This window comes from Enterococcus larvae, assembly GCF_017830045.1.
Lineage (GTDB): Bacteria > Bacillota > Bacilli > Lactobacillales > Enterococcaceae > Enterococcus_L > Enterococcus_L larvae.
The window spans coordinates 64,844-90,994 of record NZ_JAEDXU010000002.1 but is presented as its reverse complement, the minus strand read 5'-3'; the positions used below and the strand labels follow the sequence as shown (position 1 = coordinate 90,994).

General features: G+C 40.3%; 26 protein-coding genes. 4 read left to right on the top strand and 22 right to left on the bottom strand.

From position 1 onward, the window contains the following. Positions 1–28: 28 nt before the first annotated feature. Both I6N96_RS04490 and I6N96_RS04485 read right to left on the bottom strand, forming a co-directional pair. Positions 29–1,351, bottom strand: a complete 1,323-nt coding sequence (locus tag I6N96_RS04490; protein ID WP_209556319.1) for a PTS sugar transporter subunit IIC — start codon at positions 1,349–1,351, stop codon at positions 29–31. Positions 1,352–1,702: 351 nt separating this feature from the next. Further along, positions 1,703–2,476, bottom strand: a complete 774-nt coding sequence (locus I6N96_RS04485) for a TrmH family RNA methyltransferase (protein ID WP_209556318.1) — start codon at positions 2,474–2,476, stop codon at positions 1,703–1,705. A gap of 117 nt (positions 2,477–2,593) precedes the next feature. On the opposite strand from I6N96_RS04485, the gene I6N96_RS04480 reads away from it, so the two are divergent. Both I6N96_RS04480 and yidC read left to right on the top strand, forming a co-directional pair. Then, on the top strand, positions 2,594–2,869 hold the full coding sequence (locus I6N96_RS04480) for an acylphosphatase (protein ID WP_209556317.1): 276 nt from the start codon (positions 2,594–2,596) through the stop codon (positions 2,867–2,869). A gap of 346 nt (positions 2,870–3,215) precedes the next feature. Then, the gene (gene yidC / locus I6N96_RS04475) at positions 3,216–4,136 is read left to right on the top strand and encodes a membrane protein insertase YidC (protein ID WP_209556316.1); all 921 of its coding nucleotides are present in this window, start codon (positions 3,216–3,218) and stop codon (positions 4,134–4,136) included. Between the two features lie 183 nt (positions 4,137–4,319). On the opposite strand, the gene I6N96_RS04470 is transcribed toward yidC, so the two are convergent. The 13 genes from I6N96_RS04470 to I6N96_RS04410 all read right to left on the bottom strand — a co-directional run bounded on the left by I6N96_RS04470 (position 4,320) and on the right by I6N96_RS04410 (position 16,924). Continuing rightward, positions 4,320–4,790, bottom strand: coding sequence for a GNAT family N-acetyltransferase (locus tag I6N96_RS04470; protein WP_209556315.1), 471 nt, complete (start codon positions 4,788–4,790; stop codon positions 4,320–4,322). Between the two features lie 111 nt (positions 4,791–4,901). After that, positions 4,902–6,983 carry a glycine--tRNA ligase subunit beta gene (gene glyS, locus I6N96_RS04465; protein ID WP_209556314.1) on the bottom strand — a complete coding sequence of 694 codons (2,082 nt, stop codon included), beginning with the start codon at positions 6,981–6,983 and terminating at the stop codon, positions 4,902–4,904. Positions 6,984–6,985: 2 nt separating this feature from the next. Beyond that, the gene (gene glyQ, locus I6N96_RS04460) at positions 6,986–7,891 is read right to left on the bottom strand and encodes a glycine--tRNA ligase subunit alpha (RefSeq protein WP_209556313.1); all 906 of its coding nucleotides are present in this window, start codon (positions 7,889–7,891) and stop codon (positions 6,986–6,988) included. Between the two features lie 369 nt (positions 7,892–8,260). Continuing rightward, positions 8,261–8,977, bottom strand: coding sequence for an AAA family ATPase (locus I6N96_RS04455; RefSeq protein ID WP_209556312.1), 717 nt, complete (start codon positions 8,975–8,977; stop codon positions 8,261–8,263). Further along, entirely contained in the window at positions 8,964–9,749 is a 786-nt protein-coding gene (gene recO, locus I6N96_RS04450; RefSeq protein ID WP_209556311.1) for a DNA repair protein RecO, read from the bottom strand. The genes I6N96_RS04455 and recO overlap by 14 nt, the downstream gene beginning before the upstream one ends. A 591-nt stretch (positions 9,750–10,340) precedes the next feature. Beyond that, positions 10,341–11,243, bottom strand: a complete 903-nt coding sequence (gene era, locus I6N96_RS04445) for a GTPase Era (RefSeq protein ID WP_209556310.1) — start codon at positions 11,241–11,243, stop codon at positions 10,341–10,343. A 133-nt stretch (positions 11,244–11,376) separates the two neighbouring features. Beyond that, positions 11,377–11,781, bottom strand: coding sequence for a diacylglycerol kinase family protein (locus I6N96_RS04440; protein WP_209556750.1), 405 nt, complete (start codon positions 11,779–11,781; stop codon positions 11,377–11,379). Next, positions 11,765–12,244 carry an rRNA maturation RNase YbeY gene (gene ybeY, locus I6N96_RS04435; RefSeq protein WP_209556309.1) on the bottom strand — a complete coding sequence of 160 codons (480 nt, stop codon included), beginning with the start codon at positions 12,242–12,244 and terminating at the stop codon, positions 11,765–11,767. Before ybeY ends, I6N96_RS04440 begins: the two co-directional genes overlap by 17 nt. Further along, the gene (locus tag I6N96_RS04430) at positions 12,244–14,442 is read right to left on the bottom strand and encodes an HD family phosphohydrolase (RefSeq protein ID WP_209556308.1); all 2,199 of its coding nucleotides are present in this window, start codon (positions 14,440–14,442) and stop codon (positions 12,244–12,246) included. Before I6N96_RS04430 ends, ybeY begins: the two co-directional genes overlap by 1 nt. 31 nt (positions 14,443–14,473) lie before the next feature. Then, positions 14,474–15,385 (bottom strand): PhoH family protein, encoded by a 912-nt coding sequence (locus I6N96_RS04425; RefSeq protein WP_430650126.1) that lies wholly within the window; start codon positions 15,383–15,385, stop codon positions 14,474–14,476. Positions 15,386–15,661: 276 nt separating this feature from the next. Continuing rightward, on the bottom strand, positions 15,662–16,111 hold the full coding sequence (locus I6N96_RS04420) for a GatB/YqeY domain-containing protein (protein ID WP_209556306.1): 450 nt from the start codon (positions 16,109–16,111) through the stop codon (positions 15,662–15,664). A 25-nt stretch (positions 16,112–16,136) separates the two neighbouring features. Continuing rightward, positions 16,137–16,313 (bottom strand): 30S ribosomal protein S21, encoded by a 177-nt coding sequence (rpsU, locus tag I6N96_RS04415; protein WP_002356740.1) that lies wholly within the window; start codon positions 16,311–16,313, stop codon positions 16,137–16,139. Positions 16,314–16,495: 182 nt separating this feature from the next. Further along, a complete protein-coding gene (locus I6N96_RS04410) occupies positions 16,496–16,924 on the bottom strand; it encodes a Fur family transcriptional regulator (RefSeq protein ID WP_209556305.1) in 429 nt (142 codons plus the stop codon). Between the two features lie 97 nt (positions 16,925–17,021). Between I6N96_RS04410 and I6N96_RS04405 the strand changes: the two genes are divergently transcribed. Then, positions 17,022–17,867: a pyruvate, water dikinase regulatory protein gene (locus tag I6N96_RS04405; RefSeq protein ID WP_209556304.1), complete on the top strand. Its 846-nt coding sequence runs from the start codon at positions 17,022–17,024 to the stop codon at positions 17,865–17,867. Positions 17,868–17,940: 73 nt separating this feature from the next. Here I6N96_RS04405 and thrB read toward each other — a convergent pair whose 3' ends face one another. Genes thrB through I6N96_RS04390 form a run of 3 tightly spaced genes read right to left on the bottom strand, consistent with a single transcriptional unit; the run spans position 17,941 to position 21,152 of the window. Then, the gene (gene thrB, locus I6N96_RS04400) at positions 17,941–18,804 is read right to left on the bottom strand and encodes a homoserine kinase (RefSeq protein ID WP_209556303.1); all 864 of its coding nucleotides are present in this window, start codon (positions 18,802–18,804) and stop codon (positions 17,941–17,943) included. Continuing rightward, positions 18,801–19,859, bottom strand: a complete 1,059-nt coding sequence (thrC, locus tag I6N96_RS04395) for a threonine synthase (protein WP_209556749.1) — start codon at positions 19,857–19,859, stop codon at positions 18,801–18,803. The genes thrB and thrC overlap by 4 nt, the downstream gene beginning before the upstream one ends. Before the next feature lie 3 nt (positions 19,860–19,862). Beyond that, complete coding sequence (locus I6N96_RS04390) at positions 19,863–21,152, bottom strand: homoserine dehydrogenase (protein ID WP_209556302.1); 1,290 nt, start codon at positions 21,150–21,152, stop codon at positions 19,863–19,865. A gap of 446 nt (positions 21,153–21,598) precedes the next feature. Between I6N96_RS04390 and I6N96_RS04385 the strand changes: the two genes are divergently transcribed. After that, the gene (locus I6N96_RS04385; protein WP_209556301.1) at positions 21,599–22,096 is read left to right on the top strand and encodes a hypothetical protein; all 498 of its coding nucleotides are present in this window, start codon (positions 21,599–21,601) and stop codon (positions 22,094–22,096) included. Between the two features lie 215 nt (positions 22,097–22,311). On the opposite strand, the gene I6N96_RS04380 is transcribed toward I6N96_RS04385, so the two are convergent. From I6N96_RS04380 to I6N96_RS04365, 4 genes are all read right to left on the bottom strand, one after another. Then, the gene (locus I6N96_RS04380) at positions 22,312–22,599 is read right to left on the bottom strand and encodes an ArsR/SmtB family transcription factor (RefSeq protein WP_209556300.1); all 288 of its coding nucleotides are present in this window, start codon (positions 22,597–22,599) and stop codon (positions 22,312–22,314) included. Between the two features lie 83 nt (positions 22,600–22,682). Then, on the bottom strand, positions 22,683–23,456 hold the full coding sequence (gene proC / locus I6N96_RS04375) for a pyrroline-5-carboxylate reductase (protein ID WP_209556299.1): 774 nt from the start codon (positions 23,454–23,456) through the stop codon (positions 22,683–22,685). Positions 23,457–23,565: 109 nt separating this feature from the next. Beyond that, positions 23,566–25,290, bottom strand: coding sequence for a phospho-sugar mutase (locus I6N96_RS04370; protein WP_209556298.1), 1,725 nt, complete (start codon positions 25,288–25,290; stop codon positions 23,566–23,568). A gap of 99 nt (positions 25,291–25,389) precedes the next feature. After that, positions 25,390–26,118, bottom strand: a complete 729-nt coding sequence (locus I6N96_RS04365; protein WP_209556297.1) for a nitroreductase family protein — start codon at positions 26,116–26,118, stop codon at positions 25,390–25,392. Positions 26,119–26,151: the final 33 nt, after the last annotated feature.

Genomic DNA, 26,151 nt, shown 5'->3' with positions numbered 1-26,151 from the left:
CTTGTTCCTTTCCATAAGTTATTCGTTTTTATGCCATTTCCAATCCTTTTGCTTTGTTACTTGCCATGATAAATGGAATAAAGAGTAGAATATCCATGATAAACAGCAGCAACGCTAGAATGGCAGCCGGCAGATTCCCGCCAGTTGCGATCCATGCCTGAAATACCGGTGGTGTGATCCATGGGGCTGCAGCTACTGTTTTACCAATTAATCCAATACTAGTTGCGAAATAGGCAATCACTAGATTGATCGATGGAATCAGTGCGCATGGAATCATGAAGATTGGATTCATCACGACAGGCAAGCCAAACATAATTGGCTCTGCAATATTGAAACAGCTAGGTGCCAAACCAAGTCTGGCAACATCTTTTTGTTCTTTCCTTTTTGAAACAATAAATATTGCGATGATCAACGGTAAAATACAACCGCCGCCACCCAACAGACCAAAGCTGCCCACAAATGGTTCTGTGACAATGTTCGGAATCGTCGTTCCGGCCTCAAAAGCAGCCATATTTTCCTGAATAGCCGCCAGCATAGGTGCTGATTTAATTGGAGATAAGATACTTGAACCATGCATCCCGAATACCCACAGTGTATCAGAAATGAACTGGATAAACAGCATCCCTGGAGCAGATAAGACAAACCCTTTTAACGGTGTCTGGATAATCACATCAACAACTTCGGGTACTGTAAGCCCTGTTGTTTTATCCAGAACAAAAACAGCAACCGCAAAAATAATGATAACTAACACTTCCGGAACTAAAGAATTAAATGACGTCCCGACTGCCGGAGGTACACTTTCAGGCATTTTGATTCGCAGCTTTTCAATTTTTGAAAAACGGACAAATAACTCAGTGCCGGCTAACGCTGCCAGCATTGCTAGAAACAAACCGGACGAAGAGGTCAGCGACTGCAAATAAACTCCGCTTACCTCGGCAGTTGTTCCATCAGCAAGTGTGATTGTACTATTCAACGGAACCATCACAAACATCAACGCAACACTTAACCCCCCTGCGTGTGTAGGACTGAAACCCTTATTCTCTATTTTCCCAGATGCAGCATACCAAGAAGCAAGGTTGAATCCAATGTTATAGCAAACTAAAATAGCTAAAATTCCCATAGTCCCATTGTTTACAATACCCGCTAAGCCAGCCAGAAAACTCAGATCAATAAACTGCTGAACCCAAGCGTTGGAAAACACAACAGCATTCAGTAAAATGAAAAAGGATGCTGCCATGATCAATGGCATCGTGATGATGAAACCATCCCGAATAGCACTTAGGTGACGTTGACTATTGATTTTTGCAGCAACAGGTAACAACTTTTCAGATAACTTGTCAATAAATTTCATTATGACTCCTCCATATCTCATTAGTTAGTTTACTGTCCTAACTAATTGAATAAAAAAATAATTTGTATTACTTGAATCGATTCAAATACATCATATCAGTTCTTTTTTTGAAATGCAACCGCTTTTTTGAATCGATTCAAGTTTCTTATAATTTCCTCATTTCAGCTGATCTCCTTATTTTTTTCTTCTGCTACACCTCTTATTTCTTTCGAAAGAATATAGTTGACAAAAATGACAGTCTACCGACTAATTGGTCATGTGAAATATCCTTTCACTTTTTAATCAAACGTGGGAATTGGTAAAAAATAGAGTTTGGGAATTGTTTCATCTCCCAAACTCTATTGCTCTTCTCTACTTCTTTAGTGAGTACATTAAAATCCCTGCTGCTACTGCAACATTCAAGGATTCAGCTTTTCCTTTGATAGGAATAAACAGGTTCTTCGTTGTCTGATCCAATATATCCTGCCTGACACCATTTCCCTCATTCCCCATAATCAATAGAAAATTCTGTTGTGGTTCGATACTTGTATATTCTACTGCCTCATCATTCAATTCCGTTCCATAGATAGCACTTCCTTGTGTTTTGAACGCCTGAATCATCTCTAAAATATCTCCAGTTAAAATCGGCAGATGGAAATGACTTCCCTGCATTGCACGCAAGACTTTCGTACTGTAGATATCCGCAGCTCCTTCTCCCATGATGACGCCTGTAAATCCGGCAGCATCAGCTGTTCGAATCATCGTTCCTACATTTCCCGGATCTTGTACCTGATCGAGAGCCAGCCAAGAACCTGTAAAGCTGTCTTTCAGTTCTTCTGATATTGTCGGCATCCCTACCACTGCAAGAATTCCTTGAGGTGTCGGCAAGTCAGATAGACTTTTCATTACCTCATCGCTAACCAAAACAATTATTTCTGTATCTTGCTCCTCAAGCCATTCCTTCCATTCATTCACTCCCCGCTTCGTCACAAGAATCCAACGAATTGCGGCTGAATGGTTCACCGCTTCCTCCACTAAATGAAAACCTTCTATAAGATACTCCTGCATTTCTTCCCGGTGTTTCTTCCGATGCAGTTTTTTGATTGTCTTGATCCACTCATTTTTACTGGATGTGATTTCTTTCATGTGCTCACCTCGTCTGTTATTATACCATGCTTCAATTCAGACGATGTAAGAAAACTTGAAGGAAGAACAAAAAAACGCTATCATTAGATTAAACAAGCACGTATCGGAGGGCTGAAGATGAGAAAAGTCAGAATGAATGTACAAGGACGGGTACAAGGTGTTGGCTTTCGTTATATGACAAAAATGGTTGCAGATCAGCTTCAAATAAATGGTACTGTCAGAAACGAAGACGACGGATCTGTTTCGATTGAAGCTGTTGGGTCATTTGATGCGATGGATGCATTTATCAAAAAGGTCAAAGACTCCCCTACACCGTCTGGACGGGTCACCTATGTTGATATTCAGGATGATCCGCTGATTGAGAACTACACCTCATTCAAGGTAACAAACTAATTTTCTTGATAAGTAGAAAATCAATGGATGAAAGAGCTGATTCTCTATGCAGGAAAATTTCGAGTCAAAAGCTATTTTTTGATGTAAGTAGAAATAGGCAAAGTTATTTTAACTGCCCTTCTTATTTCTCAAGATAGAGCCCTTTTGGCTCACTTCTTTTATTTCCGCATGTTCCTCTCTTCACAAGCTTTATATTACTTTCGTTTAGCAAGATGCCCTATCTATTCTATGCATGGATCATTGATTATTCGATAAGATTCCTTTGGTTTTCTGAATTATTATTGAAAAAACAATAGATTTAAAGTATAGTTAAGTTTGTGCAAATTTTAGAAAAAGGAAGAATTCTATGAAAAAATTCAATAAATGGCTACTTGGATCAGGACTTATTACTTTAATGCTTTTCTTATCAGGATGTGTGAAGACCGGCAGTGACGGACAACCTACCGGTGAAGGCTTCGTGTACAATTACTTAGTTCAGCCTATGAGCAATATGATTACATATCTAGTAGATAACTTTAACTGGAACTATGGTTGGGCAATCGTTGTGATTACCATCATTGTACGTCTGATCATCCTACCGATTGGTTTGAATCAATCACGTAAGAGCATGATCCAAACTGAAAAAATGCAGTCAATCAAACCTCAGATCGATGTTATTCAAGAACGTTTGAAACAAGCAACGACCAGAGAAGAACAAGCTGAGGCTCAAGCAGAGATGCAGCGTGTATACAAAGAAAATAATGTAAGCATGATGGGCGGTATCGGCTGTCTGCCTTTATTGATTCAAATGCCGATTTTCTCTGCCTTGTTTTTTGCTGCAAGATACACAGAGGGGATTAGTGAGGCTGATTTCTTTGGAATCAATCTTGGTCAACCTAGTATCGTCTTCGTGGTTCTGGCAGGTATCGCTTACTTGATTCAAGGATACATCTCAACCATTGGTATTCCTGAGGAACAGAAGAAAACAATGAAATCAATGCTGATTGTTTCCCCACTGATGATTGTATTCATGTCCTTCCAATCTCCTGCGGGAGTTGCCCTGTATTGGGTAGTCGGGGGTATTTTCAGTTGTATTCAAACCTTTATTACAAATATCCTATTGAAGCCAAGAATCAAAGCGCAGGTTGCAGAGGAAATGAAGAAAAATCCTCCAAAACAAGTGGTCACTCCTATCAAGGATGTGACACCAACTGCCAAAGAAACGATTTTGCATGAGGACAAGTCTGCTAAGGGCGGACGTAATGCAGGAAAACAACAACGAAAATAATTTAAAAAGAGAGTGGGACAATAATCTGTTGCCACTCTTTTCCATACCCTAAATCCGAATAAACGGCGAGTCAGAAGTAGCTCCTACGACAATAAGCTGGAATTCAACAAAAATTTGTGAAACAATTTTCGTGAATTCCGGCTTATTGCTTGTAGCTAAACACTTCTGTCTCAGCCTCTTTTTTTATCTCAATTCCTTACGCATTTTCATCGTTTCTACTTCATAACCTAAAGAACGGTAAACGTCTATCGCATGTTCATTTGTTGCAACGACCATTAGTGAAATTCCAGTGTACCCTTGCGTGATAGCCCATTCTTCTGCAAGCAGCATCAGCTTTTTAGCGTAGCCTTTTCCTGTTGCATCTTTGGCCAAGCAAATTCTCGAAAGATAAGCTTGCTTTTGATTAGTTAACCAGTCTACTTCTTCCTGTAATTCAAGGAACCCGCTTATTTCCTCATCGGTATTCACTAGAACCACTAGTCGGCTAACAGCCTCATTCAACTTGTCCAGATCTTCCGCCATCCACGCCATCTGCTTTTCCCCTAATTCTTTTCTAACAACTCTCGTAGGAAGCTCAAAATCAGCCAGCCTTTCACTTAAAGCAATGACTGCTTCACGATCTATATCAGCTCGATATTCCCTGATCCTCATCATTATATTCCTCAGCTTTCAATTCTTTTATCCGTTGCTTGTTTCATTTTAAAACACTAGTCTAAAAAAAGAAGAAACCCGCCCGAAACGAGCAGCATTCCTTCTTTTCAACTCTTACTTCACATTCAATAGGTCAAAGCTCGCCAATGAAAGAACCAAATGGGCAATACGGTTCAATTCTGCCAGTCTATTCATTTTCACTCGCTCATCGTCTACCATAACCATTGTATTATCGAAGTATTCTTCAATCAACGGTTTCAAAGCAATCAATGCTTGATAATTTTCAGCCATCGTATTGTTTTTAAAAGCTTCCTCCACCTCATTTACCGCTTTATGGAGTGCCTTCTCAGAGTCATTTTCAAATAGAGTTTCTTCTACAGCTAACTCATCCTTGAACAGTTCTCGGCTCTTTTTCGCAAGATTCAGCACACGAGTCAATGCTTCGATAGATGGACGGAAATCAGCATCAGATACGTGCTCTCTGATGATCATCGCAGAGGTAAATAGCTTCATCATATCTCTTTGATCCGCAGAAATGACTGCATCGATAATGTCATGACGGATGTTTTTCGTCAACAGGAGCTGACGCAATCTCGCCTTCACAAAATCAATCACTTCATTTTGTCCGCTTATCAACTGGATACCGAAACGGTCACTATCCTTGTTGATTTGATCGTCGATTTCTTTTTGCAGATCAGCCAGTGGAAACTGCCAATTTTTATTTTCAACAATACGGATAACTCCATAGGTTTGACGGCGTAGTGCATATGGATCATTCGAACCACTTGGAATCATACCTACAGCAAAGAAGGTAAGAACACTATCCAGTTTGTCAGCAATCGCCAGAACAGAACCAATGGTTGATTCAGGTAGTTCGCCTTCACTGGAAATCGGCATATAGTGTTCCCGAATAGCTTTAGCTACCGCCGGTGTTTCTCCCTGCAGCAATGCATATTTTTCTCCCATGATCCCTTGAAGCTCCGGAAATTCTCCAACCATGTTTGTCACAAGGTCGAACTTATAAATTTGCGCTGCCCGGTTCAGATCCGTCAATTCTTGTTCACCCAGACCTAAACGTTTTCCAATGATTTCAGCAATCACAGATACACGCTGCATTTTTTCGTAGATAGAACCAATTTTTTCATGGAAAGTAACGTTCTTCAATTTATTGACACAAGCATCAATTGATAGTTTTTTGTCTTCATTGAAGAAGAACTCCGCATCCTCTAAGCGAGCAACCAGCACCTTTTCATTCCCTTTGATGACATTCTCTAAATGAACATTATCGCCATTTCTAACAGCAATAAAATGAGGTAAAAGCATCCCTTTATCATTTCGAACATCAAAATAGCGCTGATGCTCTTTCATCGAAGTCACTAACACTTCATCAGGAACAGACAGATATTTTTCATCAAAATTACCAATAAACACCGTTGGGTATTCTACTAGGTTATTAACCTCTTCAAGTAAATCCTCATCCAGATCCAATGACCAACTATTTTTCTTCGCTAAAACCTCAGCTTGCTCAACAATCATTTCCTGACGCTTCATAGGATCTGCAATCACAAACTGTTCAAGAAGCTTTTCTTCATACTCATCAGCATGAGCAAAGGTTGTTTCATCTCCTAGGAAACGGTGGCCTCTTGTACTGTTACCAGTTTTCACATCTAAAATTTCAAAAGGAATAACTTCATCATCCAATAGAGCTGTGATCCAATGAATCGGACGAATGTACTCAAAATCGTAATCAGCCCAATGCATCGTTACTGGGAATGTCAGGCTAAGAATAACCTCTTTCAGTCCCTTCAGCACTTCTTTCGATTCTTTCCCATGAACGTATTTTGTTACATAAACATATTCCACACCATTCAGTTCTCTGAATGTGATTGCATCTGTTGTCAATCCTTGTCCACGGACAAAGCCTTCGGCAGCTTTCGACCAGTTTCCGGCATCATCCTGTGCAATTTTCTTTGCAGGACCTTTTACTTCTTCCTGAGTATCTTCCTGTCTTTCTGGAATATTTGTAATATAGATGGCTAAACGTCTAGGCGTCGAATATGTCTGAACAGATTCATAGCCAAGATTATGCTCGTCCATAAATTTCAATACCTTTTCCTCTAGCTGCAAACGGCTGGGGGTTACTACGTGAGCCGGCATTTCTTCCAATCCGATCTCCAATAATAGATTATTCGCCATGTCTATTCAGCTCCTTTCTCAGACTGCTCTTTGTTCAATAGAGGATAGCCCAATTTTTCTCTTTCAGCCACAAAAATCTTCGCAACAGCACGCGCCATATTTCGGATTCGAGCCAGATAACCGGCACGCTCCGTAACAGACACTGCACCACGTGCGTCCAACAGGTTAAAGGTGTGGCTGCATTTCAAAATATAATCATACGCCGGATGCACCAGACTTTCGTCGATACAGCGCTTTGCTTCTTTTTCAAATTTATCAAAGTTTTCCAACAGCATTTCCTGATCACTGATTTCAAAAGAATATTTTGAATGCTCATACTCAGGCTGCTTAAAGATTTCCCCATACTTAACTTCTTCTGTCCATTGAAGATCGTAAACACTTTCCACTTCTTGAATATATGAAGCCAGACGTTCTAACCCATAAGTAATCTCAGCTGTTACAGGCTTACAAGGTAACCCGCCAACCTGTTGAAAATACGTGAACTGGGTAATTTCCATCCCATTCAGCCAAACTTCCCAGCCTAGACCGGCACAGCCCATTGAAGGATTTTCCCAATTATCCTCAACAAAGCGAATATCATGCTCCAACGGTTCAATACCCAACAATCTCAAGCTCTCTAAGTAAAGCTCTTGAATATTCTCAGGGGAAGGCTTCATTACCACCTGAAATTGATGATGCTGGTACAGACGGTTTGGGTTTTCTCCGTAACGTCCATCCGCCGGGCGTCTAGATGGTTCAACATAAGCCGCATTCCATGGCTCCGGGCCAATTGCACGTAAAAAAGTATACGGGCTCATTGTTCCCGCTCCCTTTTCTGTGTCGTAAGACTGCATCAGCATACAGCCGTTTGATGACCAAAATTTCTGCAATGTCAATATCATGTCTTGTAGTGTCAATCTCTGCTTCATTCTTTCTCCTCCTGTAGATAACTCTGCTAAAGAATCGGCTGTTCCCACTTTTTTGGGGACAGCGAAACCTTTAACAAGACTCATATATTTGATTTTTTCCTCTGGTTTAATCGGATAAAGACAAAAAAGTCCCTATGCCTCCAGAGAGACATAGGGACGAAAATTCATTCGCGGTTCCACCCTACTTCTGATCGTTAGGATCAGCAGCTTCATTCAGTGTACTCAAAAGCGCCATTCAAAAGGGTTGAGTTCCGGCTCTCACTCTCCCGGAATCGCTATATACTCAAAAACCTTCCTACTCTTCTTTATCAACGTACATATTCATTACTATCATAATAGAGCGTTCTAAATCAGTTGTCAAATGATTTTTCATTCTGAAAAGAGTTTTTCAAAGAAATAATCTTTCCGTTCAAAAATCATTGCCCACTCCTGATAAAGCTTCGTATCCTCAAGTTTGCTTTCCCTTATCGATTCTTCTGTAAATTCATAGATTTTTGCTTCCGGAAAAAAAAGCAGAATAGGGGAGTGGGTGGCGATGATGAATTGCGCATTCTTTTCAGTCAGCTCCTTCAGTAGAACCATCACCTTCAATTGGGTGCTTAATGACAGTCCCGTCTCCGGTTCATCCAACAAATAAAAGCCATTGCCAAAAAAACGCTTTGACAACAATTCATAAAAAGACTCTCCTCTAGAATACTCATGAAGACTCTGATCAAAAACAGGAGAACCAGTTTCTTCTAAGTTTGTCATCAAATTATAAAAGGATTCTGCACGGTAAAAATAGTTGCTTCGTGGATGATTTGGATACCTGACGGGTCGACACGCTTCAATAAGACCACTACCTTCTTCATAAGTGGAAAATATCTGATTGCGTGAACCACCTTCCAGATTCATCCCCATTAATCCGGCGAGTAATTCCATGATTGTTGATTTTCCAGTACCGTTCTCACCAATAAAAAAAGTAATTGGCTGATCAAAAACGAGCTGATCAAGATCAGACAAAATGGATAAATTAAACGGAAAGTCTCCACACTCTATCGGCGGATCATACATTACACGTTGCAGATAGCCGTTACGATTCGTCATCCTGTCTCTTCTCCTTCAACGTATTTTCCCAGGTTTTCATTTGGTCAATAAACTTCTTACTTTTCAAGTGAACACCAACATATTCATCATAAAGCTCATCAATGATTTTTCGGATCTGTGCCTTCGTCTCAGTCCCTACCTCTATCTTGTTCAGCTTGTCATATGAAACAGCTGAAAAGAGTCGAATAAAATGAATCGCTCTTGGATCTCCATGATAGCGACGGTCATCCATAGCCCAATGTGCCTCACACAACACACCGCTGTACTTTGAAGAATAATCAAAGCGCCCTTGCGTCTGACCACATACACGACAGCTGCGCCAGTCTATTGCCACACCAAATCTATGTAAAATCTGTATTTCAAAAATATTGGTTATCACTTCCGGATCTTTGCCTTCATCTATCAGCTCCAAAGCCTGCATACAAAAAGAAAATAGACCAGGATCATAAACCCGATCTTCAATTGCCTTATCAGCTAGATTAAGGATATAAGTTGCATATGCGTTGAGAAAGATATCCTGCTGAATCGTCAGAAACGGTTTAACTTCTTTGCTGCTGTTGATGAAAGACAGCCCTTCTGTTCTGAAATCACCGATATATACGGCTTGAGTGAACGGCAGCAATGCAGGCATCAACGGATTATTTTTTCGATGGGCATTCTTAATAAAGAACATCTGCTTTCCAAAGGATTCTGTAAATATTTTAACCAGCTTATCCTTCTCTTTGTAGTCTTTCGCAAACAGAACCAGCCCCTTGCTTTCCCCTAATACCATTTTTTCTCACCGCCTTCCTTACTTATTCTATCAAACTATACTAAAAAGAACAGCTACTAAGTTGGGAAAAAGAAAAAGTTGTATATCGATACAATAAGCATCTGCCTAATAAAAACGAATCATCATTTTTTCCATAAAAATTATACTTCGTGTTTTCAAGCTCATCAGATTTCGGATCTCTTGAATCGACTTTTCCTTGATAGTCTGTCACAAACTTCCAGGCAGCTTTTCCCACTGCTTCCGATACAAGAATACCAGCTTGAACCATCAGAATCAATCCATCGTTAAAAGAGGTTTTCCATTATCGTATGCACCAGAATGAGCATTCAACGTTAAATGGCTGATGATTGTTTCTTAGGTTTTGCACTCTTTTAAGGTGACTTTCCTCATAAAAATTATGGTGCGCTTCAATATTTACAACATCGATTTTTACAAAAAAAGCCTAGTAAGTAGTTATACTTATCAGGCTTTGATTTCTTTTTCAGTTATTCTGACTTACGAAAATAGTTTGAGGCAGAACCGAAGTATCATCGAATTAAGCGCTTTGTTCTTACTCTGCTTATTACAACGCTACAGCCTATTTATCGTTTCTTAGTAATCCTCTTTACGGTAACCAAAATCCTGAAGATGGATTTTTTTGTCACGCCAATCCTTCTGAACTTTGACCCACAGCTCTAAATAGACTTTATCGTCAAGCAAATGTTCAATATCGCGTCGAGCTTTTGTCCCGACTTGCTTCAGCATTTTTCCGCCCTTGCCGATAATGATCCCCTTTTGACTGTCTCTTTCGACAATAATCGTCGCTTGGATGTGAACCTTATCATTTTCATCCCGTTTCATTGAATCAACCACTACTGCAACAGAATGAGGGATCTCATCTCTTGTAAGTAACAGAACCTTCTCTCGAACCAGCTCTGAAACAATGAAGTATTCAGGATGATCCGTCACTTGATCCTCTGGGAAATACTGCGGTCCTTCAGGCATTCTATCTACTAAGATTTCCATCAGACGATCAAAATTATTTCCTTCCGTAGCAGAAATCGGCACAACCTCCGCGAACTCCATTTGACTGGAATAGTCTTCAATGATTGCGAACAGCTCATCAGGATGCACCTTATCGATCTTATTGATAATCAAAAAGACTGGCGTATTTTGACTCTTCAACCGCTCAATGATAAAGTCGTCACCCTTGCCTCGTTTTTGGTCGGCACTAATCATGAACAGCACTGCATCTACTTCACGAAGCGCACTATAGGCAGTTTCCACCATGAAATCTCCCAGTCGATGTTTCGGCTTATGGATTCCCGGCGTATCAATAAAAATCAACTGAGCCTCTGGCGTTGTGTATACCCCTTGGATTTTATTTCTTGTTGTTTGTGCTTTATCACTCATAATAGCAATTTTCTGTCCGACAATTCGATTCAGCAACGTAGATTTACCCACATTTGGTCTACCTACGATTGCAACAAATCCGGATTTATGTGCTTCGGTCATTAGCTCCTCCTTCTATATCAGCAAACAGTTCTTTATCCTCCAACTATTGCGGTGGTCTGCCTGCTGCACTTCTTTTATAGCCATTCCTGCAAGCTGCTTTTCATAATATTCCCACAAAAAATCTTTTGATTCCTCATAGAAAATATGTAACAAACAACTGCCAAATTTTAGGTAAAAATATGATACTGCCGACAATCAACGAAAAGCAAGCTGTGATCAATACGGCACCTGCTGCCATATCCTTGATTTTTTTCCCAATCGGATGAAAGTGGAAATCCGTACACATATCAACTACATTTTCAAATGCTGTATTGATGATCTCAATAATCAGCACAAAAAAGATCACAAACAATAGCCAGAGCCATTCCACTGTCGTCAGTCGAAAAATGAACCCGGCAATAATAGCCAGAACCCCCATCAATGAATGAGTTCTCATATTTCTCTCTTCTTTGAAAACCGTCCGAATTCCTTGAAGGGCAAATTCCAAAGAAGCGATAAAGTGCTTGTTTTTCTCAGTCTGTTTATCTTTCAAGGCCATAAGCATTCAGTATCTCTTTCTGCAACCCGAACATCTCTTTCTCATCTTCCCCATTCATATGGTCATAACCATTCAAATGCAAGAAACCATGTACAGCTAGAAAGCCCAGCTCTCTTTCAAAAGAGTGCCCATAATCAACTGCTTGTTCTGCTGCCCGTTCGATAGAGATCATCAGGTCACCAAGATTTCGCGGAAATGCCATGTCGTCGTCTTCATCGAAGATGACCGGCATCTCACCGTCGCCTTGTTCCTCCATTGCAAAACTGATCACATCGGTCGCAGCATCTTTTCCACGATAATCCCGATTGATCACTCTGATTCCTTCATTGTCCATAAATGTCACAGATAATTCTGTGTCTTCGGAGATATCCAGAAAATCTGCTGCAAACTGCAGCAGATTTTCAACTTCGCGGATATGTTCAGAAGAGACTTTTTCTGTTTCATCAATAAAAGTAATGTCCATTAAACATCTCTCTTTTCTTGTTCATCTTTCATTTTTTCCGCCTCATCCTTCATTTTCGGATATTTGATTCGTGAGTGGAAGGTACTGCACAGACCATTGATCAACGATTTTTCCACTAATCGAATCTCTTTCATCGTCAAGCCGCATTCATCAAGCTGTCCGTCGGAAATCCGTTCTTGAACAACTGAATGAACAAAGTCCTTGATTTTCTGATTCGATGGATCAGTCATTGCTCGAACAGCCGCTTCACACGTATCTGCTATGTTAACAATAGCAGCCTCTCTTGTTTGAGGCTTCGGTCCGGGATAACGGAAATCTTCTTCCTTCGTTTTCGGGTTCCGTTCCTTTTCCTTCATATAGAAAAATTTCATCAAGGTCATACCATGATGCTGACGACAAATGTCAATGACCATCTGCGGCATATTATAATCTTCTAAAATTTTAGCACCATCAATCACATGGCCGAAAATGATCTGCTTGCTGTCCTCTGGTAATAGAAAGTTATGTGGATTTTCTGCGCCGGAAGGCAAGTTCTCAACAAAGAAATTGGAGTGCTTGATCTTACCAATATCATGATAATAGCAAGCTACACGGGTCAATAGAGAACGACCTCCGATTTCAGCAACGGCATTTGCACTAAGATTGGCAACCATCATACTGTGATGATAGGTTCCTGGGGCTTCTTCCAGTAACTGCTTCAATAATGGATGATTAGGATTACTCAGCTCGTTCAAAACAATCATACTGTCATCTGTAACAATCAGTTCAATGTAAGGATGAAGTCCGATCGTCAATAAAAACGCCAACACACTTCCCGCAAAAGTCGAAATGATCAAGGTGATGGTTTTACCATCCAATAAGCTCATCCCTTGATAAATTGCTAGGATGAACGCCAGAATCACTGGGAATATGATCACCCATACAGCAGCTGCCCAGCCCTGACGGCTGACTCTTGTACGGTTGACTACAGCAGCTAGCGCTCCCGAGAATAAGTAAGTTATCAAAATGATTGTCAACGTGTTCGTTCCAATTGTATCGTAAAAAACAAACAGGGCAAAAATCACTTGGAAAACAGCTGAAAGTATTCCGGCTCGTCGATTGACAAAATAACTCAATACTAACGGTACAAAAGCCGCCGGGAAGAACAACGGAATATAGAGAAGCTGTTCACTTTGGAAAATTTGAAAGAACTTCATCAGCAGGATACTTAGAGACATTGCGCTGACATAAAACAAAACAAACGAACGTCTGGTATTTTCCTGACTCATCTGCTTCGTGAAGAACAGTAAAACCAGTACTTGGAAAAGAATCGTCAGACCTAAAGCGACGATTGGAAAAACAGATGGATTCTGATTGGTCATACCTAAAAGCTTCAATTTTTCAATAGCTTTTGAGTCAACCTGCGTCCCTTCACGAACAATGATTTCACCTTGATAAATCATTACCGGTTGTACTGCATCTCGTGCACTCTGACGCAATTCCTCTGTTTTCTTTTCATTTGGATAATCATTGACAACGATTCCTGCATTCACAACATAACGAATCTGCTGCTGCATCGTTGAGCTGACATCTAAAAACTGAATTTTATTGATTGCCTTTTGACGAATCTCAGACAATTCGCTTTCACGAACATGATTTTGCATCGTCTCGTCAATCAGCTTCAAACTTTCTGTCTCAACGACCGTGATCTGTTCTGATGTCAAATTGAAAATATTTTGGTAAAAAACGCTTGGAAAGGATTGATAGAGAGTCACTTCATCTTGATCCAGCTTCTCAAACTCTGATTTCAATGCGGCTACACGTTCTTCGTTTGTAGGCTGCGGGATAGTTTCATCCTTCTTTGCCTCAGACTTCTGTTTTTCATAGTCTTTATCTATCTTAGAATTAACAGTACCAATCAAATCAAAAAGCTTTTCAATACGTTCATGCTGCGTTTCGCCGGTATCCTCCTGAAAGGTATATTCCGGAGTTACAGCCTCTGCAGCCAGCTGTTTTTTTTGTTCTGTTTCATATGTATTCTCAATATTTTTATTCGCACGTATCGTCGTATCTGCCAGCTGACCTTCTTTGATCGCTACCTTCTTTTCATAGACGCTACTGAAAATGATCGCAAATATAAGTAATGAAAAAGTAACTAACAAAACAGGGATAAATGCTTTTCCCAGCTTGTCCCGTATTTTCAACAACCATTGCTTCAAAAGAATATCACTCCTTCCTTTTCAAAAGGCATCAAGAATCTTTTTTCTGTTCTTCGTAAGCCTGTATAATTTCCGCTACAATCGGATGTCGAACAACATCCCCTGCCTCGAAATGGATAAACGAAAGTTTTTTGATTGATTTCAATGTTTTTTCAGCATGGACCAACCCGCTGATCACACCTCTCGGCAAATCGATCTGGCTGGTATCGCCATTCACGATCATTTTTGATTGGAATCCGAGACGAGTCAGAAACATTTTCATTTGAGCAACCGTTGTATTTTGCGCTTCATCCAAAATGACAAACGCATCATCCAATGTCCGCCCTCTCATATAGGCAAGTGGCGCAATCTCAATAACCCCACGCTCCATAAGGCGATTAGTATGCTCTGAACCAAAAATTTGATATAACGCATCATAAACCGGACGTAAATAAGGGTCGACCTTCTCTTTCAAATCGCCAGGTAAAAAACCTAAACTTTCGCCAGCTTCAACTGCCGGACGAGTCAAAATGATTTTTTGTACTTCTCCCTTTTTCAAAGCGGCAACAGCCATTACTACAGCCAAATAGGTCTTACCAGTTCCTGCAGGACCTACGCCAAAAACAACATCATGCTGCTTGACAGCATCAATATATCGTTTCTGTCCGGCATTCTTGATTCGAATCGAACGACCATGATGATCCTTCAATATTTCTTCTTCGTACATCGCAATAAATGAATCCAGTTGATGGCTTTTTGCCATCTTCAAGGCAGTTACAACATCGGGTGTACCGATCTTGATTCCACGCTTGATCAATTCCTGTAAAGCACGAAACACAGCTTCTACAGTATGGACATTTTCCTCCAGACCAATAATCTGAATGGTTTCTCCACGTGTATTGATGACAACTGCTCCGTTTTCTTCCAAGAATTTCAAATGTTTATCATGTGTTCCGAAAAGCATACTTGCATCATCGGAATCGGTCAATTTAATTTCTAATGAAATTGCCTGATTTTCATTTTCTGTCAAGAAAAGTCCAGCTCCTTTTTACTTACATTCCATATAATCATACCATAATCCTCTTTTTTAAAAAAGAAGCACCAACAATCATTATAAGGCCTATCATCCTATTTTAATTATTTTTCCATACTTCTTCTCTCAATAATTTCAGTACACTTATACTATGTATTCAAATTCAGGGTAGATGAAAAGGCTGGGAAACATCCCAGCCCTTTATTCTTAATTCTTTTGTAGCAATTCCTTGACGATTGCATTCGCTGAATTGCCATCTGCTCTGCCCTTGATCTTAGGCATCACCAAGCCCATTACTTTCCCAAACTCAGCTGGGGAAGCAGCACCTGATTCTGTAATGGCTGCCTGAATGATTTCACGAAGCTCGTCTTGTGAAAGCTGTTCAGGTAAATATTTTTCAACGATCGTAATCTCAACTTTTGCTTTATCTGCAAGATCTTCTCGTCCCGCCTTTTCAAACTCTAATAAAGAATCTCTGCGCTGTTTCATTTCTCTGGATAAAACAGCCAACTCTTCTTCTCCGTTCAAGTCACGGTTCATTTTGATCTGCTCATTTTGAATGCCGCTCTTCAACATACGTAAGACGGCCAAAGTTTCTTTATCTTTTGCCTTCATAGCAGTTTTAATATCGTCATTCAAAGTTGTCAGTAATGACATACAACCAGCTCCACTTCATCAGTGACTAGAATTTTTTACGTTTTCTAGCAGCTTCTGATTTCTTCTTACGTTTTACGCTTGGTTTTTCGTAGAATTCACGTTTACGTGATTCTTGTAAAGTACCCGCTTTTGAAACGGAACGTTTGAAGCGACGAAGAGCGTCATCAAGAGATTCGTTTTTACGAACGACAGTTTTTGACATTGTAATTCCCTCCCTCCGAGCTTAAAAAGTAACCGTTTTTCTTATTTACAAACTATTTCTTCATAAATAGAACACTGTCCTTTATACATTATAGCTAATGCTAAATTTAACGTCAACCTCTGTCATGAAAATTAGCGGAAAATATTTTAATTTATCAGAATCCCACCGTTATTTTCTGAAAATCATTGACAGTTTTCACATCTTCCTAGTATTTCAAATCGGTGTCCTTCAATAGTACAGCCATTCAGCTGATCCTCAAAATAAGTCATCGGACACATATGGATTTCCTTGGTTTTTCCACACACCACACAGATAAAATGATGATGATGCTCCAAATGCTGGCTGCAATGGAAACGAAATTTCTTTTCACCATTCAACTCGGTTGTTTCAAGCAACTCCATTCGTTCAAAATCATGCAGGTTTCGATAAATTGTGTCATAGCTGACCCCTTTGTACTCTCCGTTCATGAATTCATAGACTTCTTTTGCCGAGATATAGCGATTGCGTTTGATCAGATAGGTAATGATCGCTTCTCTTTTTTTTGTGTACTTCAATCCATTGGCTTTCATGACTTCCAGTGACTCTTCGACTTTGGATTTACTTTGCGTCATTTCTCCCTGCTCCTTCTCAAATCAAAATTATTACGAATAACTTCTTTGTTGGTATGGTATAATAAACTCATCAAAAAATCAAGAAAGGTCGTTTTTAATGGAAAATACTGAAAATAAAACCGTTACTATTTTTGTCATCTCAGATTCTGCCGGAGAAACTGCATCGAAGCTTGCTGCAGCAATCATGGCTCAATTTCCTTCTGTTGATTTCTCGTTGTACAGAAAAACCTTTGTAAAGGAAGAAAATAGACTGAAAGAAGCATTGGAGGATGCTAAACGCGAAAACGCGATGGTTCTCCACACAATTATCAGTAAAGATTTAGTCAAAACTGCACTTGCCTTTTTCGAGGAAAATGCAATTTATCATTTTGATATCCTGACTTCTCCTATTGAAGAAATTGAACGTTTTACAGGAGTACAGCGTTCTGGAGAAGCCGGAGCACTTCATCATCTGAACGAGAATTATTTCAATCGGATCGAAGCCATGGAATTTGCAGTAAAATACGATGATGGAAAAGACCCAAGAGGATTTCTTGAAGCCGATGTTGTTTTATTAGGCGTCTCTCGTACTTCTAAAACTCCATTGAGCTTATTCTTAGCCAATAAAAATCTAAAGGTAGCCAACCTTCCATTGATCCCTGAAGCCCACCTGCCAAAAGAGCTATGGGAAGTTGATTCCTCTAAGATCGTTGGTCTAACAAATGATCCGGATATTCTGAACGGTATCAGAAAAGAAAGAATGAGAGCCTACGGTTTGCCGGAGGACACTTCTTATTCAGATATTGAAAAGATTCGTAAGGAACTGGCTTATGCCGCAGAGCTTTATGAAAAGATCGGCTGCGTGACAATCAACGTCGCCTCTCTATCAATTGAAGAAACAGCAGCTATGATTCTCAGCGCATTGCATCTGGAAGACCATAGCTACTTTACTACAGAAGAATAATATAGAAGAAACTGCTGAAATCCCAGCTAAAGGCAAAATTCATTTGCCCTTGCTGGGATTTCAGCAGTTTTTATTAAAAGACTTGTACGCCTTCTTGATCGATCGAAAGCAAATGAATGGATGCCTTGCCTGGAAGCTTTTCCAGTTCATGGATCATTTGATTTGTTTTTTCTTCCGGTGATAAAACTAAAATAGTCGGTCCAGCCCCACTTAAAAAGGCACCATAAACACCTAATGTATGTGCTAAATCACGAATCGTTTTTAAATGCGGCACCAAATGCTCTCGGTGTCCTTCATGCCAACGATCCTTTTCCATCATAACCCCAGCTAATGGCAGATTACCATTTAGAATCGCTGCAATCATAACGTTAGCAATAGAACTAGCCTGTACAGCCTCTTTATAAGGCATCGAATTCGGAAGAACACTACGGCTCTCCTGAGTCAACAGCTCATGATCCGGCACATAGGCAATGACGTCACACATCGGAAAATGATGCTTTACATAACGAACTTCGCCATCTACATAACTCGCTACCACAAAATCTCCGCAAATAGCAGGAGCAACATTATCCGGATGACCTTCCATTTCTGTTGCAATCTGTACCTTATCCTTTTGCGATAAATGCATACCGCCTAAACGATTCGCCAGCTCAATTCCCGCAACAATCACGCTTGAGCTACTGCCCAAGCCTCTTGCTAAAGGAATATCTGAAGTCATCTTCAGTACCTTAGGCTCCAGCTTAGGATTGACCTGCAGCGCTGTTTGTATCAAAAGATTTTCTTGATCCTTTGGAATGTCTTCTCCTAGCGAATGCTGGATTTCCCACGCTTCAGCATCCTTGATGATTTCAATACTCAAATATTGTGAAAGTGCAATACCACATGAATCAAAACCAGGCCCCAGATTTGCACTGGTTGCCGGAACTCTTATTTTCATAGCTTAGCCACTCCGTCACGCAGATGCAGACGCATTTCTTCAAGGTCGCTCATTTTAGAAATCGATACATCTACTGCACTCATTGCAGTATCAGGGTCCTTCAGACCGTTTCCTGTAAAGACAGCTACGACTGTTTCTCCTTGTTTGATTTTTCCGGATTTCACATGCTGGATCACTCCTGCTAGAGAAGCCGCTGATCCTGGCTCAATGAAGACGCCATCCTGAGCAGCAACCTTTCGATAAGCGTTCAAAATTTCTTCGTCTGTGACACTATCAATATGCCCCTTTGATTCATCTCTTGCTGCTTCTGCAAGCTTCCAACTGGCAGGGTTTCCGATACGAATTGCAGTAGCAATCGTTTCCGGCTGTTCAATCACTTCCCCTTTAACGATCGCTGCAGCTCCTTCTGCCTCGAAGCCGTGCATTCTAGGAAGGAAAGTGCCTTGAAGATCATGCCATTCCTTGAAGCCTTTCCAATAAGCTGAGATATTCCCAGCATTCCCTACAGGAATTGCCAATACATCTGGTGCTTGCCCCAACTGCTCACAAATTTCAAAAGCAGCAGTCTTCTGGCCTTCCAAACGATAAGGATTAACAGAGTTTACCAATGCCACAGCTTCTGTTTCAGCGATATCTCTCACTGCTTTTAAGGCTTCATCAAAGTTACCTGGAATAGAGATGATGTCCGCACCGTAAATGATTGCCTGTGCAAGCTTACCCATTGCAATTTTTCCGTCTGGAATAATGACATACGCTTTGATGCCTGCACGCGTCGCATAGGCAGCGGCAGCGGCACTCGTATTACCTGTTGATGCACAGATGATCGCCTTTGCCCCATCCTCAACCGCTTTTGCTACCGCCATAACCATACCACGATCCTTAAATGATCCTGTTGGATTAAGACCTTCGTATTTCCCGTAAAGCGTGATGCCTAATTCCTTTGATAAACTGTTCAATGGAATCAGCGGTGTGTTTCCTTCTGCCAGAGAAATCATCGGTGTTTTATCCGTAATCGGTAAATATTCTTTGTATTTTTTCAGTAGTCCTTCGTACATCATTTATCCCTCCAAAACTTTCAATGTATTCAATAGTTCAAATTCAGCCAGCTTTTCGATTTGCGCTGTTACTTCCCGCATTTGTGCTTTGCTGATTGTATGAGTGATCGTAGCAAATTTAGCACGTTCACCATCAGATTTTTGCTGCAGCAGTTGATCGAAGCTGACATTCGCTTCGGCCATAAGCTTCGTCAACTTCAAGATTTGTCCTGGCTTGTCAGGCATTTCAATAGAGAAGTAGTATTTTCCAAAAATATCTTCATCCGCAGTCAGTTTTGTTTCATGCTGATACTCATTGAACATATGACCAGTTGTATCCAAGCGCATGTTTTTAGCAATCGTAATAATGTCACTTACTACACTAGTTGCCGTCGGCTTAGCTCCAGCTCCCGGTCCGTAATACATGGATTCGCCAACTCCGGCACTATAGATAAAAACAGCATTGAATTCATCACGAATCGAAGCAAGCGGATGTGCCGCTGCAACTAGCATAGGCGCTACTTCTACAGCAATTCCGCCATTGCTCTTCTCAGAAGAACCAATCAGCTTGATTTCATAACCTAGATGAGACGCAATTGCAACATCATCTGCTGAAATACCACGAATACCACGAATATCTACCTGTTTTAAACCAATATTCATACCAAAGGCGAATTGGCTGAGAATCACCATCTTATAGGCAGCATCTATTCCATCCACATCATTGGTTGGATCAGATTCCGCAAAGCCCAGCTCCTGTGCCTTTGCAAGGGCTTCTTCATAGGTCTGCTTCTCTGAGACCATCTTCGTTAACATATAATTAGTGGTTCCATTGACAATCCCCAAAACCTTTTGAATATCGTCGGCAGCCAGACTATTGGCAATTGTCCGCAAAATAGGAATTCCTCCGGCAACACTTGCTTCATAATACAAATCACATTGATTTTTTTGTGCCAATGCCACTAATTCACTGCCGTGTTGAGCAAGTAAGTCTTTGTTGGCTGTTACAATATGTTTTCCTTTTTCCAAAGCTTGCATAATATATGTCTTAGCAGGTTCGATTTTCCCAATCAGCTCTACTACGATCTTAATTTCATCATCATTGATAATATCATTGATATCAGTGGTCAGTTCAATATCAAAGCGCTCTGACTGATACTGCTGTTCCTTTTCATCACGAACAAGCGCCTTACTGACAACAATATCCATCCCAGTAACTTGAGAAATTTTTTCACGATGTTCCTCTAAAATTGTTGGAACACCAGAGCCTACTGTTCCCAAACCTAATAAGCCGATTTTTAACTTTTCCTTCATTCTGCTTCCTCCAACTGTTTGATTTATATACACCCGATGATGCTTTTTCTTTCAGCATCAAAAACAAAAAATGAGAGTTTTATCATTTTTCTCTCATAAAACATGTATATAGTATACCGAACCAATCGAAAAAAAACTACCCTTTTTCCCTAATTTCTTATTATAATCAGGGAATTCCTTACAATTATAATAAAAACTCAGCACCCCTGCTTCTGGAAGTATTCTCTAATTTGGGTAATTCGTTATGTCATCAACCTACTTATTGTAATGAAACTAGCTTCGTTCAGCGAACACTCAAAAAATCAGTTGATTTAGAAATAATACCCTTATTTTTCACTCCACAGTTTTGAAAAAGAAAGCCAACCAAAATGAAAAAGAAAATAAATTGAATATTTATTCTTACCAAGATATACTTAAATAATAAAATATGTAAGGAGTGTTTATTTATGAAAAAGAAATTAACGTTTATAATTGCAGGATCTATTATTGGTGTCAGTCTTCTTTTTGGTGGAACTTTGGCTCTTGCTTCTAGTTGGGGGTGGATCAGCTTTCCTAATGGAGCAGAGTTACAGTATGAATCTATTGATAATGCTGGCTTAGAGATTTATTCCACTGTTCAAGTCGTTGAAGATTATAACGGCAACTATACAATCAAGCCTGAGCATCTTGTAAAGAGCATCACTGATGTCAAAGGAAATCCAGTTGATTATTCTGCTCTTGAAGTAACGTATCAAATCATTAAATATGAGCGAGCATCCCAACAATATATTTACGAAGATATTACCTCAGAAGATGCATTGAAGGCTGATGGGACGTTTAATCTCGAAGCATATACTCCTATTTTGACAACTTATTCATACTCGTATCCAGTCCCTTACTTGGCTGGTCCAACAGTATACTCAACTATTGAAAAGACTGTGACAGTGGATGTATCTATTTTTTAAATAGCGTTCTTCCAAAAACAATATGTTTCAGTTTCTACTAAAAGAGAGTGGGACAATAATCTGTTGTCACTCTTTTCCATACCCTAAATCCGAATAAACGGCGAGTCAGAAGTAGCTCCTACGACAATAAGCCGGAATTCAACAAAAATTTGTGAAACAATTTTCGTGAATTCCGGCTTATTGCTTGTAGCTAAACACTTCTGGCTCAGCCTCTTTTAATGATGATTGATATGGTTGAATGTCTGAGTCAAAATGTCAATCACATGGTCATCATCCAGAGAGTAGTAAATCGTTTTTCCCTCTCTTTTTGACTTCACTACACGGTTTTGACGAAGCAGCTTCAGCTGATGAGAGACTGCTGACTGCTCCATAGACAGCTCCTCAGCAATGGCTGTAACATTCAGCTCACCCTTTTTCAAAATCAGCAGAATGCGCAACCGAGTAGGATCGCTAAGAACCTTATATAGCTGACTAACTTTTTGAATATCTTCTGTTAATTCCATAAAGTTCCACTCTTTCTACGGATCTGATTTATGTTATCAGAATCATCTTATTTCTCACGATACATAGATTTTACGCAAACAGCCTAACTGTTCGCTTGTTTTATTGCATCGATCAATGCATAGCGAAACCCATTTTTTTCAAGTGCGGCTACCCCTTTGATCGTACTGCCTCCTGGAGAGGTCACACCATCTTTCAGCTCAGCAGGATGCTTGCCAGTTTCAATTGCCAAACATGCAGAGCCCAATACCATTTGTGCTACAATCTCATAAGCTAAGGTTCTAGGCAGACCTTCCATGACCCCTGCATCACCTAGCGCTTCCATAAATATATCAACAAACGCCGGACTACAGCCTGCCACAGTTCCTACTGTTCCCAAAAGTTTTTCCGGTACTTCAGTAACTTTTCCCAGACTTTCCAGAAGCTCACGGGCGATTTTCTTTTCCTGTTCAGGGATATTTTCTGCATAATGGACACCAATCATACCTTCATTAACACTAACAGGTGTATTAGGAATCGCATGAACAACATAGCCTTTACCAAGCGCCAGCTGTGCTTCTTCTGTTGTGTGACCAGCTGCTACAGAAATTAAGACACAGTCCTCTGCAAGAAAAGGAGCCAGCTCTTTTAGGATATTCAAAACGATCGTTGCCCCAGTGGCAATAAACACAACGTTACACTTTTTGAACTCTTGATACGTATCGACTAATTGAAAGCCCAACTGCTCCTGCAGCTTCTCCGCAGTCCCGCTGGAACCGCCCTTTACAAACAAATGCTCAGCCGAAACAGCCTCTGCCTTCAAAAGCCCTTCAATCATAGCACCGCCCATATGTCCTGCACCTATAAATCCAATATCCATTTTGTTGCTCCTTTCTTTGTCTTCCTACTATGAAAAAGTGAATAGAAAGAGCGAGGGACAAAATAATCCTGCGCTCTTTCCAAATCCTTCATTCAGTTGCCAATGAGTCTTACTCTGTAATCTTATTGACTGCTTCTTCGAATGAAGCAAGTTTGCTGTTTGCTTCTTCATCAGAGGCTGCTTTTGTCGCTACATAAAACTTGATTTTCGGTTCTGTACCAGAAGGTCTGATAGCGATCCAGCTGCCATCTTCCAAGAAATATTTCAGTACATCAGAAGGTGGCGTCGTCAATTTCTCAACATGACCATCTGCTGAAACACTTGTTAGCTCTTTGAAGTCTTCTGTTTTTACAACAGCTGTTCCGGCAAATTCCTTCGGTGCTTCCTCACGGAATTTCGCCATCAGCTCTTTGATTTTCTGGCTTCCCTCGATTCCGCTTAAAGTAACAGAGATCGTTTTTTCTTTATAGAAGCCGTACTCAGCAAAAATATCCTGCAATCCATCATACAATGTCTTGCCTTGTTTTTTATAATATGCAGCTACCTCTGCCAGTAAAACCAATACCTGAATCGCATCTTTATCACGAACAAAAGATTTTACCAAATAGCCATAGCTTTCTTCAAAACCGAACATGAAGGTTTGAGAGTGATCTTCTTCATACTGTTCAATCTTTTCTGCAATAAATTTGAACCCAGTCAAAACATCAACCATTTTAGTGTTGTATTTCTCAGCGACAGCCGTTGCCAATTCACTGGAAACGATAGATTTCAGCACAACAGCGTTCTCAGGTAATGTCCCTGCTTGCTTATGTGCTTCTAAAATATACTGGATCATGATTGCCCCAAGTTGATTTCCTGTCAAAACTTGATAAGAACCATTAGGCAGTCGAACTGCCGCACCCAGACGGTCAGCATCCGGATCGGTAGCAATCAGTAAATCCGCATTTTCCTTTTCCCCTAAACGGATTGCATATTCAAACGCTGAATGTTCTTCAGGGTTTGGTGATTTAACAGTTGTAAAATCAGGGTCAGCTACTGCCTGTTCAGGAACCAGCATGAATTGTTTGAAGCCAGCCTGTTTCAAGGCTTTTTCTCCAAGCATTTTACCAGTGCCATGTAACGGTGTGTAAATCAATTTCAGATCTCCACCCATTTCATCAATAAGCTTCTGATTGATTGTTACTGATTTAAGCTCTTTCAGATATGCGTTATCAACTTCTTCGCCAATAATCGTGATCAATCCGCTGGTTTCCACTTGTTCTTCTGGAAGTACTTCTACTTTCAACGGATTTTCAACTGCACGCACATAAGAGGTCAATGCATCTGCATCTGCCGGAGGCATTTGTCCACCATCAGCGCCATAAACTTTATAGCCATTGTAGGCTGCCGGATTATGAGAAGCAGTGATCATGATTCCTGCAAAAGCATTCAGGTGTCTAACGGCAAAAGACAGCTCCGGTGTTGGACGTAAGCTCTCAAATACGTAAGCTGAAATACCGTGTTGTGCTAATGTTCTTGCTGATTCCATCGCAAACTCCGGAGACATGTGACGAGAATCATAAGCGATTGCGACACCTCTCTTTTTCATCTCAGCACCCTGTGCATCAATAAAACGAGCCAAACCTTCTGTTGCCTGACGAATGGTAAAAATATTCATCCGATTGATGCCGACACCGATGATGCCACGCATTCCTGCAGTACCGAACTCTAAAGGTGCGTAAAAAGCATCCTCGCATTTTTCAGCATCCTGATGCAGTTCCTTTAATTCTACTTTCATTTCTTCCGGTAAATTTTCTTCGTTTATCCACTGTTCATAGACTTGCTCCCAAGACATGAATGAAACACCTCTTTTATTTGTTTTTTTCTCTTTAATAGTATAGCATTCCTTAATTGCTTAAGAAAGTAATCCGTTAAAAATTACATAGTAAAGCTATCAGCTGTTAAATAGTTTTTTCATTTTTAATAGCTGGTCGATGATCATTGTCGGTTCTGAGGCGAAGTAATCTGTAAACTTGATACTCCATTTTTTTGTTTCCCTTGCTTCAGCAAATTTCTCCATGATTTCATCATATTCCTGAATCAAAGAAAAATCATATGGAGTGAATTTTTCATAATAGACAACGGCCTTTTCAGGTAGTCTCAGCTTGACCTTCATCTCAACGATCGGCTTCCCAATACTTAGACCGAATAGAGGAAACATGCCTTCCGGTAATGCCAATAACTCGCCGATTTCCTTACTATGCTTACGAATACTTCCGACAACTACCGACCCTAATCCAAGGCTATCAGCTGCAGTTACTGCATTCCCCAATGCTAATGACGCATCTGTCGTAGCAACCAATACTGGTTCGATACTATCACCTGTAAAGTTCTCTCGGTCATATGCCTCGCTGATCAGCTGTGTTCGGTGAAGATCACCAACAAAAATAAGAAAAACAGAGCTCTTCAGCATATGAGGGTTGCCCGGATTCCAATCCACCAGCTGCTTTCTTGTTGCTTTGTCCTGAATAACAAAAATACTGTAGAATTGACCATTCATCCAACTTGGTGCCTGTCTTGCAGCTGTCAAAATCTGCTGAAGGTCCTCCTCTGGCAAATGATAGTTCTCGTCAAAATCTCTGTATGTTCTGCGGTTCAGCAGTAAATTCATTGTTTCGTTCATATAATTCCCTCCATTCCACCATTATTTTATCAT

Excerpts from the sequence above, each read along its gene's own strand:
- I6N96_RS04490 (WP_209556319.1), bottom strand. The coding sequence starts at position 1,351 with ATGAAATTTATTGACAAGTTATCTGAAAAGTTGTTACCTGTTGCTGCA.
- I6N96_RS04485 (WP_209556318.1), bottom strand. The coding sequence starts at position 2,476 with ATGAAAGAAATCACATCCAGTAAAAATGAGTGGATCAAGACAATCAAA.
- I6N96_RS04480 (WP_209556317.1), top strand. The coding sequence starts at position 2,594 with ATGAGAAAAGTCAGAATGAATGTACAAGGACGGGTACAAGGTGTTGGC.
- yidC (WP_209556316.1), top strand. The coding sequence starts at position 3,216 with ATGAAAAAATTCAATAAATGGCTACTTGGATCAGGACTTATTACTTTA.
- I6N96_RS04470 (WP_209556315.1), bottom strand. The coding sequence starts at position 4,790 with ATGATGAGGATCAGGGAATATCGAGCTGATATAGATCGTGAAGCAGTC.
- glyS (WP_209556314.1), bottom strand. The coding sequence starts at position 6,983 with ATGGCGAATAATCTATTATTGGAGATCGGATTGGAAGAAATGCCGGCT.
- glyQ (WP_209556313.1), bottom strand. The coding sequence starts at position 7,891 with ATGAAGCAGAGATTGACACTACAAGACATGATATTGACATTGCAGAAA.
- I6N96_RS04455 (WP_209556312.1), bottom strand. The coding sequence starts at position 8,977 with ATGACGAATCGTAACGGCTATCTGCAACGTGTAATGTATGATCCGCCG.
- recO (WP_209556311.1), bottom strand. The coding sequence starts at position 9,749 with ATGGTATTAGGGGAAAGCAAGGGGCTGGTTCTGTTTGCGAAAGACTAC.
- era (WP_209556310.1), bottom strand. The coding sequence starts at position 11,243 with ATGACCGAAGCACATAAATCCGGATTTGTTGCAATCGTAGGTAGACCA.
- I6N96_RS04440 (WP_209556750.1), bottom strand. The coding sequence starts at position 11,781 with ATGGCCTTGAAAGATAAACAGACTGAGAAAAACAAGCACTTTATCGCT.
- ybeY (WP_209556309.1), bottom strand. The coding sequence starts at position 12,244 with ATGGACATTACTTTTATTGATGAAACAGAAAAAGTCTCTTCTGAACAT.
- I6N96_RS04425 (WP_430650126.1), bottom strand. The coding sequence starts at position 15,385 with ATGCTTTTCGGAACACATGATAAACATTTGAAATTCTTGGAAGAAAAC.
- I6N96_RS04420 (WP_209556306.1), bottom strand. The coding sequence starts at position 16,111 with ATGTCATTACTGACAACTTTGAATGACGATATTAAAACTGCTATGAAG.
- rpsU (WP_002356740.1), bottom strand. The coding sequence starts at position 16,313 with ATGTCAAAAACTGTCGTTCGTAAAAACGAATCTCTTGATGACGCTCTT.
- I6N96_RS04410 (WP_209556305.1), bottom strand. The coding sequence starts at position 16,924 with ATGACGCAAAGTAAATCCAAAGTCGAAGAGTCACTGGAAGTCATGAAA.
- I6N96_RS04405 (WP_209556304.1), top strand. The coding sequence starts at position 17,022 with ATGGAAAATACTGAAAATAAAACCGTTACTATTTTTGTCATCTCAGAT.
- thrB (WP_209556303.1), bottom strand. The coding sequence starts at position 18,804 with ATGAAAATAAGAGTTCCGGCAACCAGTGCAAATCTGGGGCCTGGTTTT.
- thrC (WP_209556749.1), bottom strand. The coding sequence starts at position 19,859 with ATGTACGAAGGACTACTGAAAAAATACAAAGAATATTTACCGATTACG.
- I6N96_RS04390 (WP_209556302.1), bottom strand. The coding sequence starts at position 21,152 with ATGAAGGAAAAGTTAAAAATCGGCTTATTAGGTTTGGGAACAGTAGGC.
- I6N96_RS04385 (WP_209556301.1), top strand. The coding sequence starts at position 21,599 with ATGAAAAAGAAATTAACGTTTATAATTGCAGGATCTATTATTGGTGTC.
- I6N96_RS04380 (WP_209556300.1), bottom strand. The coding sequence starts at position 22,599 with ATGGAATTAACAGAAGATATTCAAAAAGTTAGTCAGCTATATAAGGTT.
- proC (WP_209556299.1), bottom strand. The coding sequence starts at position 23,456 with ATGGATATTGGATTTATAGGTGCAGGACATATGGGCGGTGCTATGATT.
- I6N96_RS04370 (WP_209556298.1), bottom strand. The coding sequence starts at position 25,290 with ATGTCTTGGGAGCAAGTCTATGAACAGTGGATAAACGAAGAAAATTTA.
- I6N96_RS04365 (WP_209556297.1), bottom strand. The coding sequence starts at position 26,118 with ATGAACGAAACAATGAATTTACTGCTGAACCGCAGAACATACAGAGAT.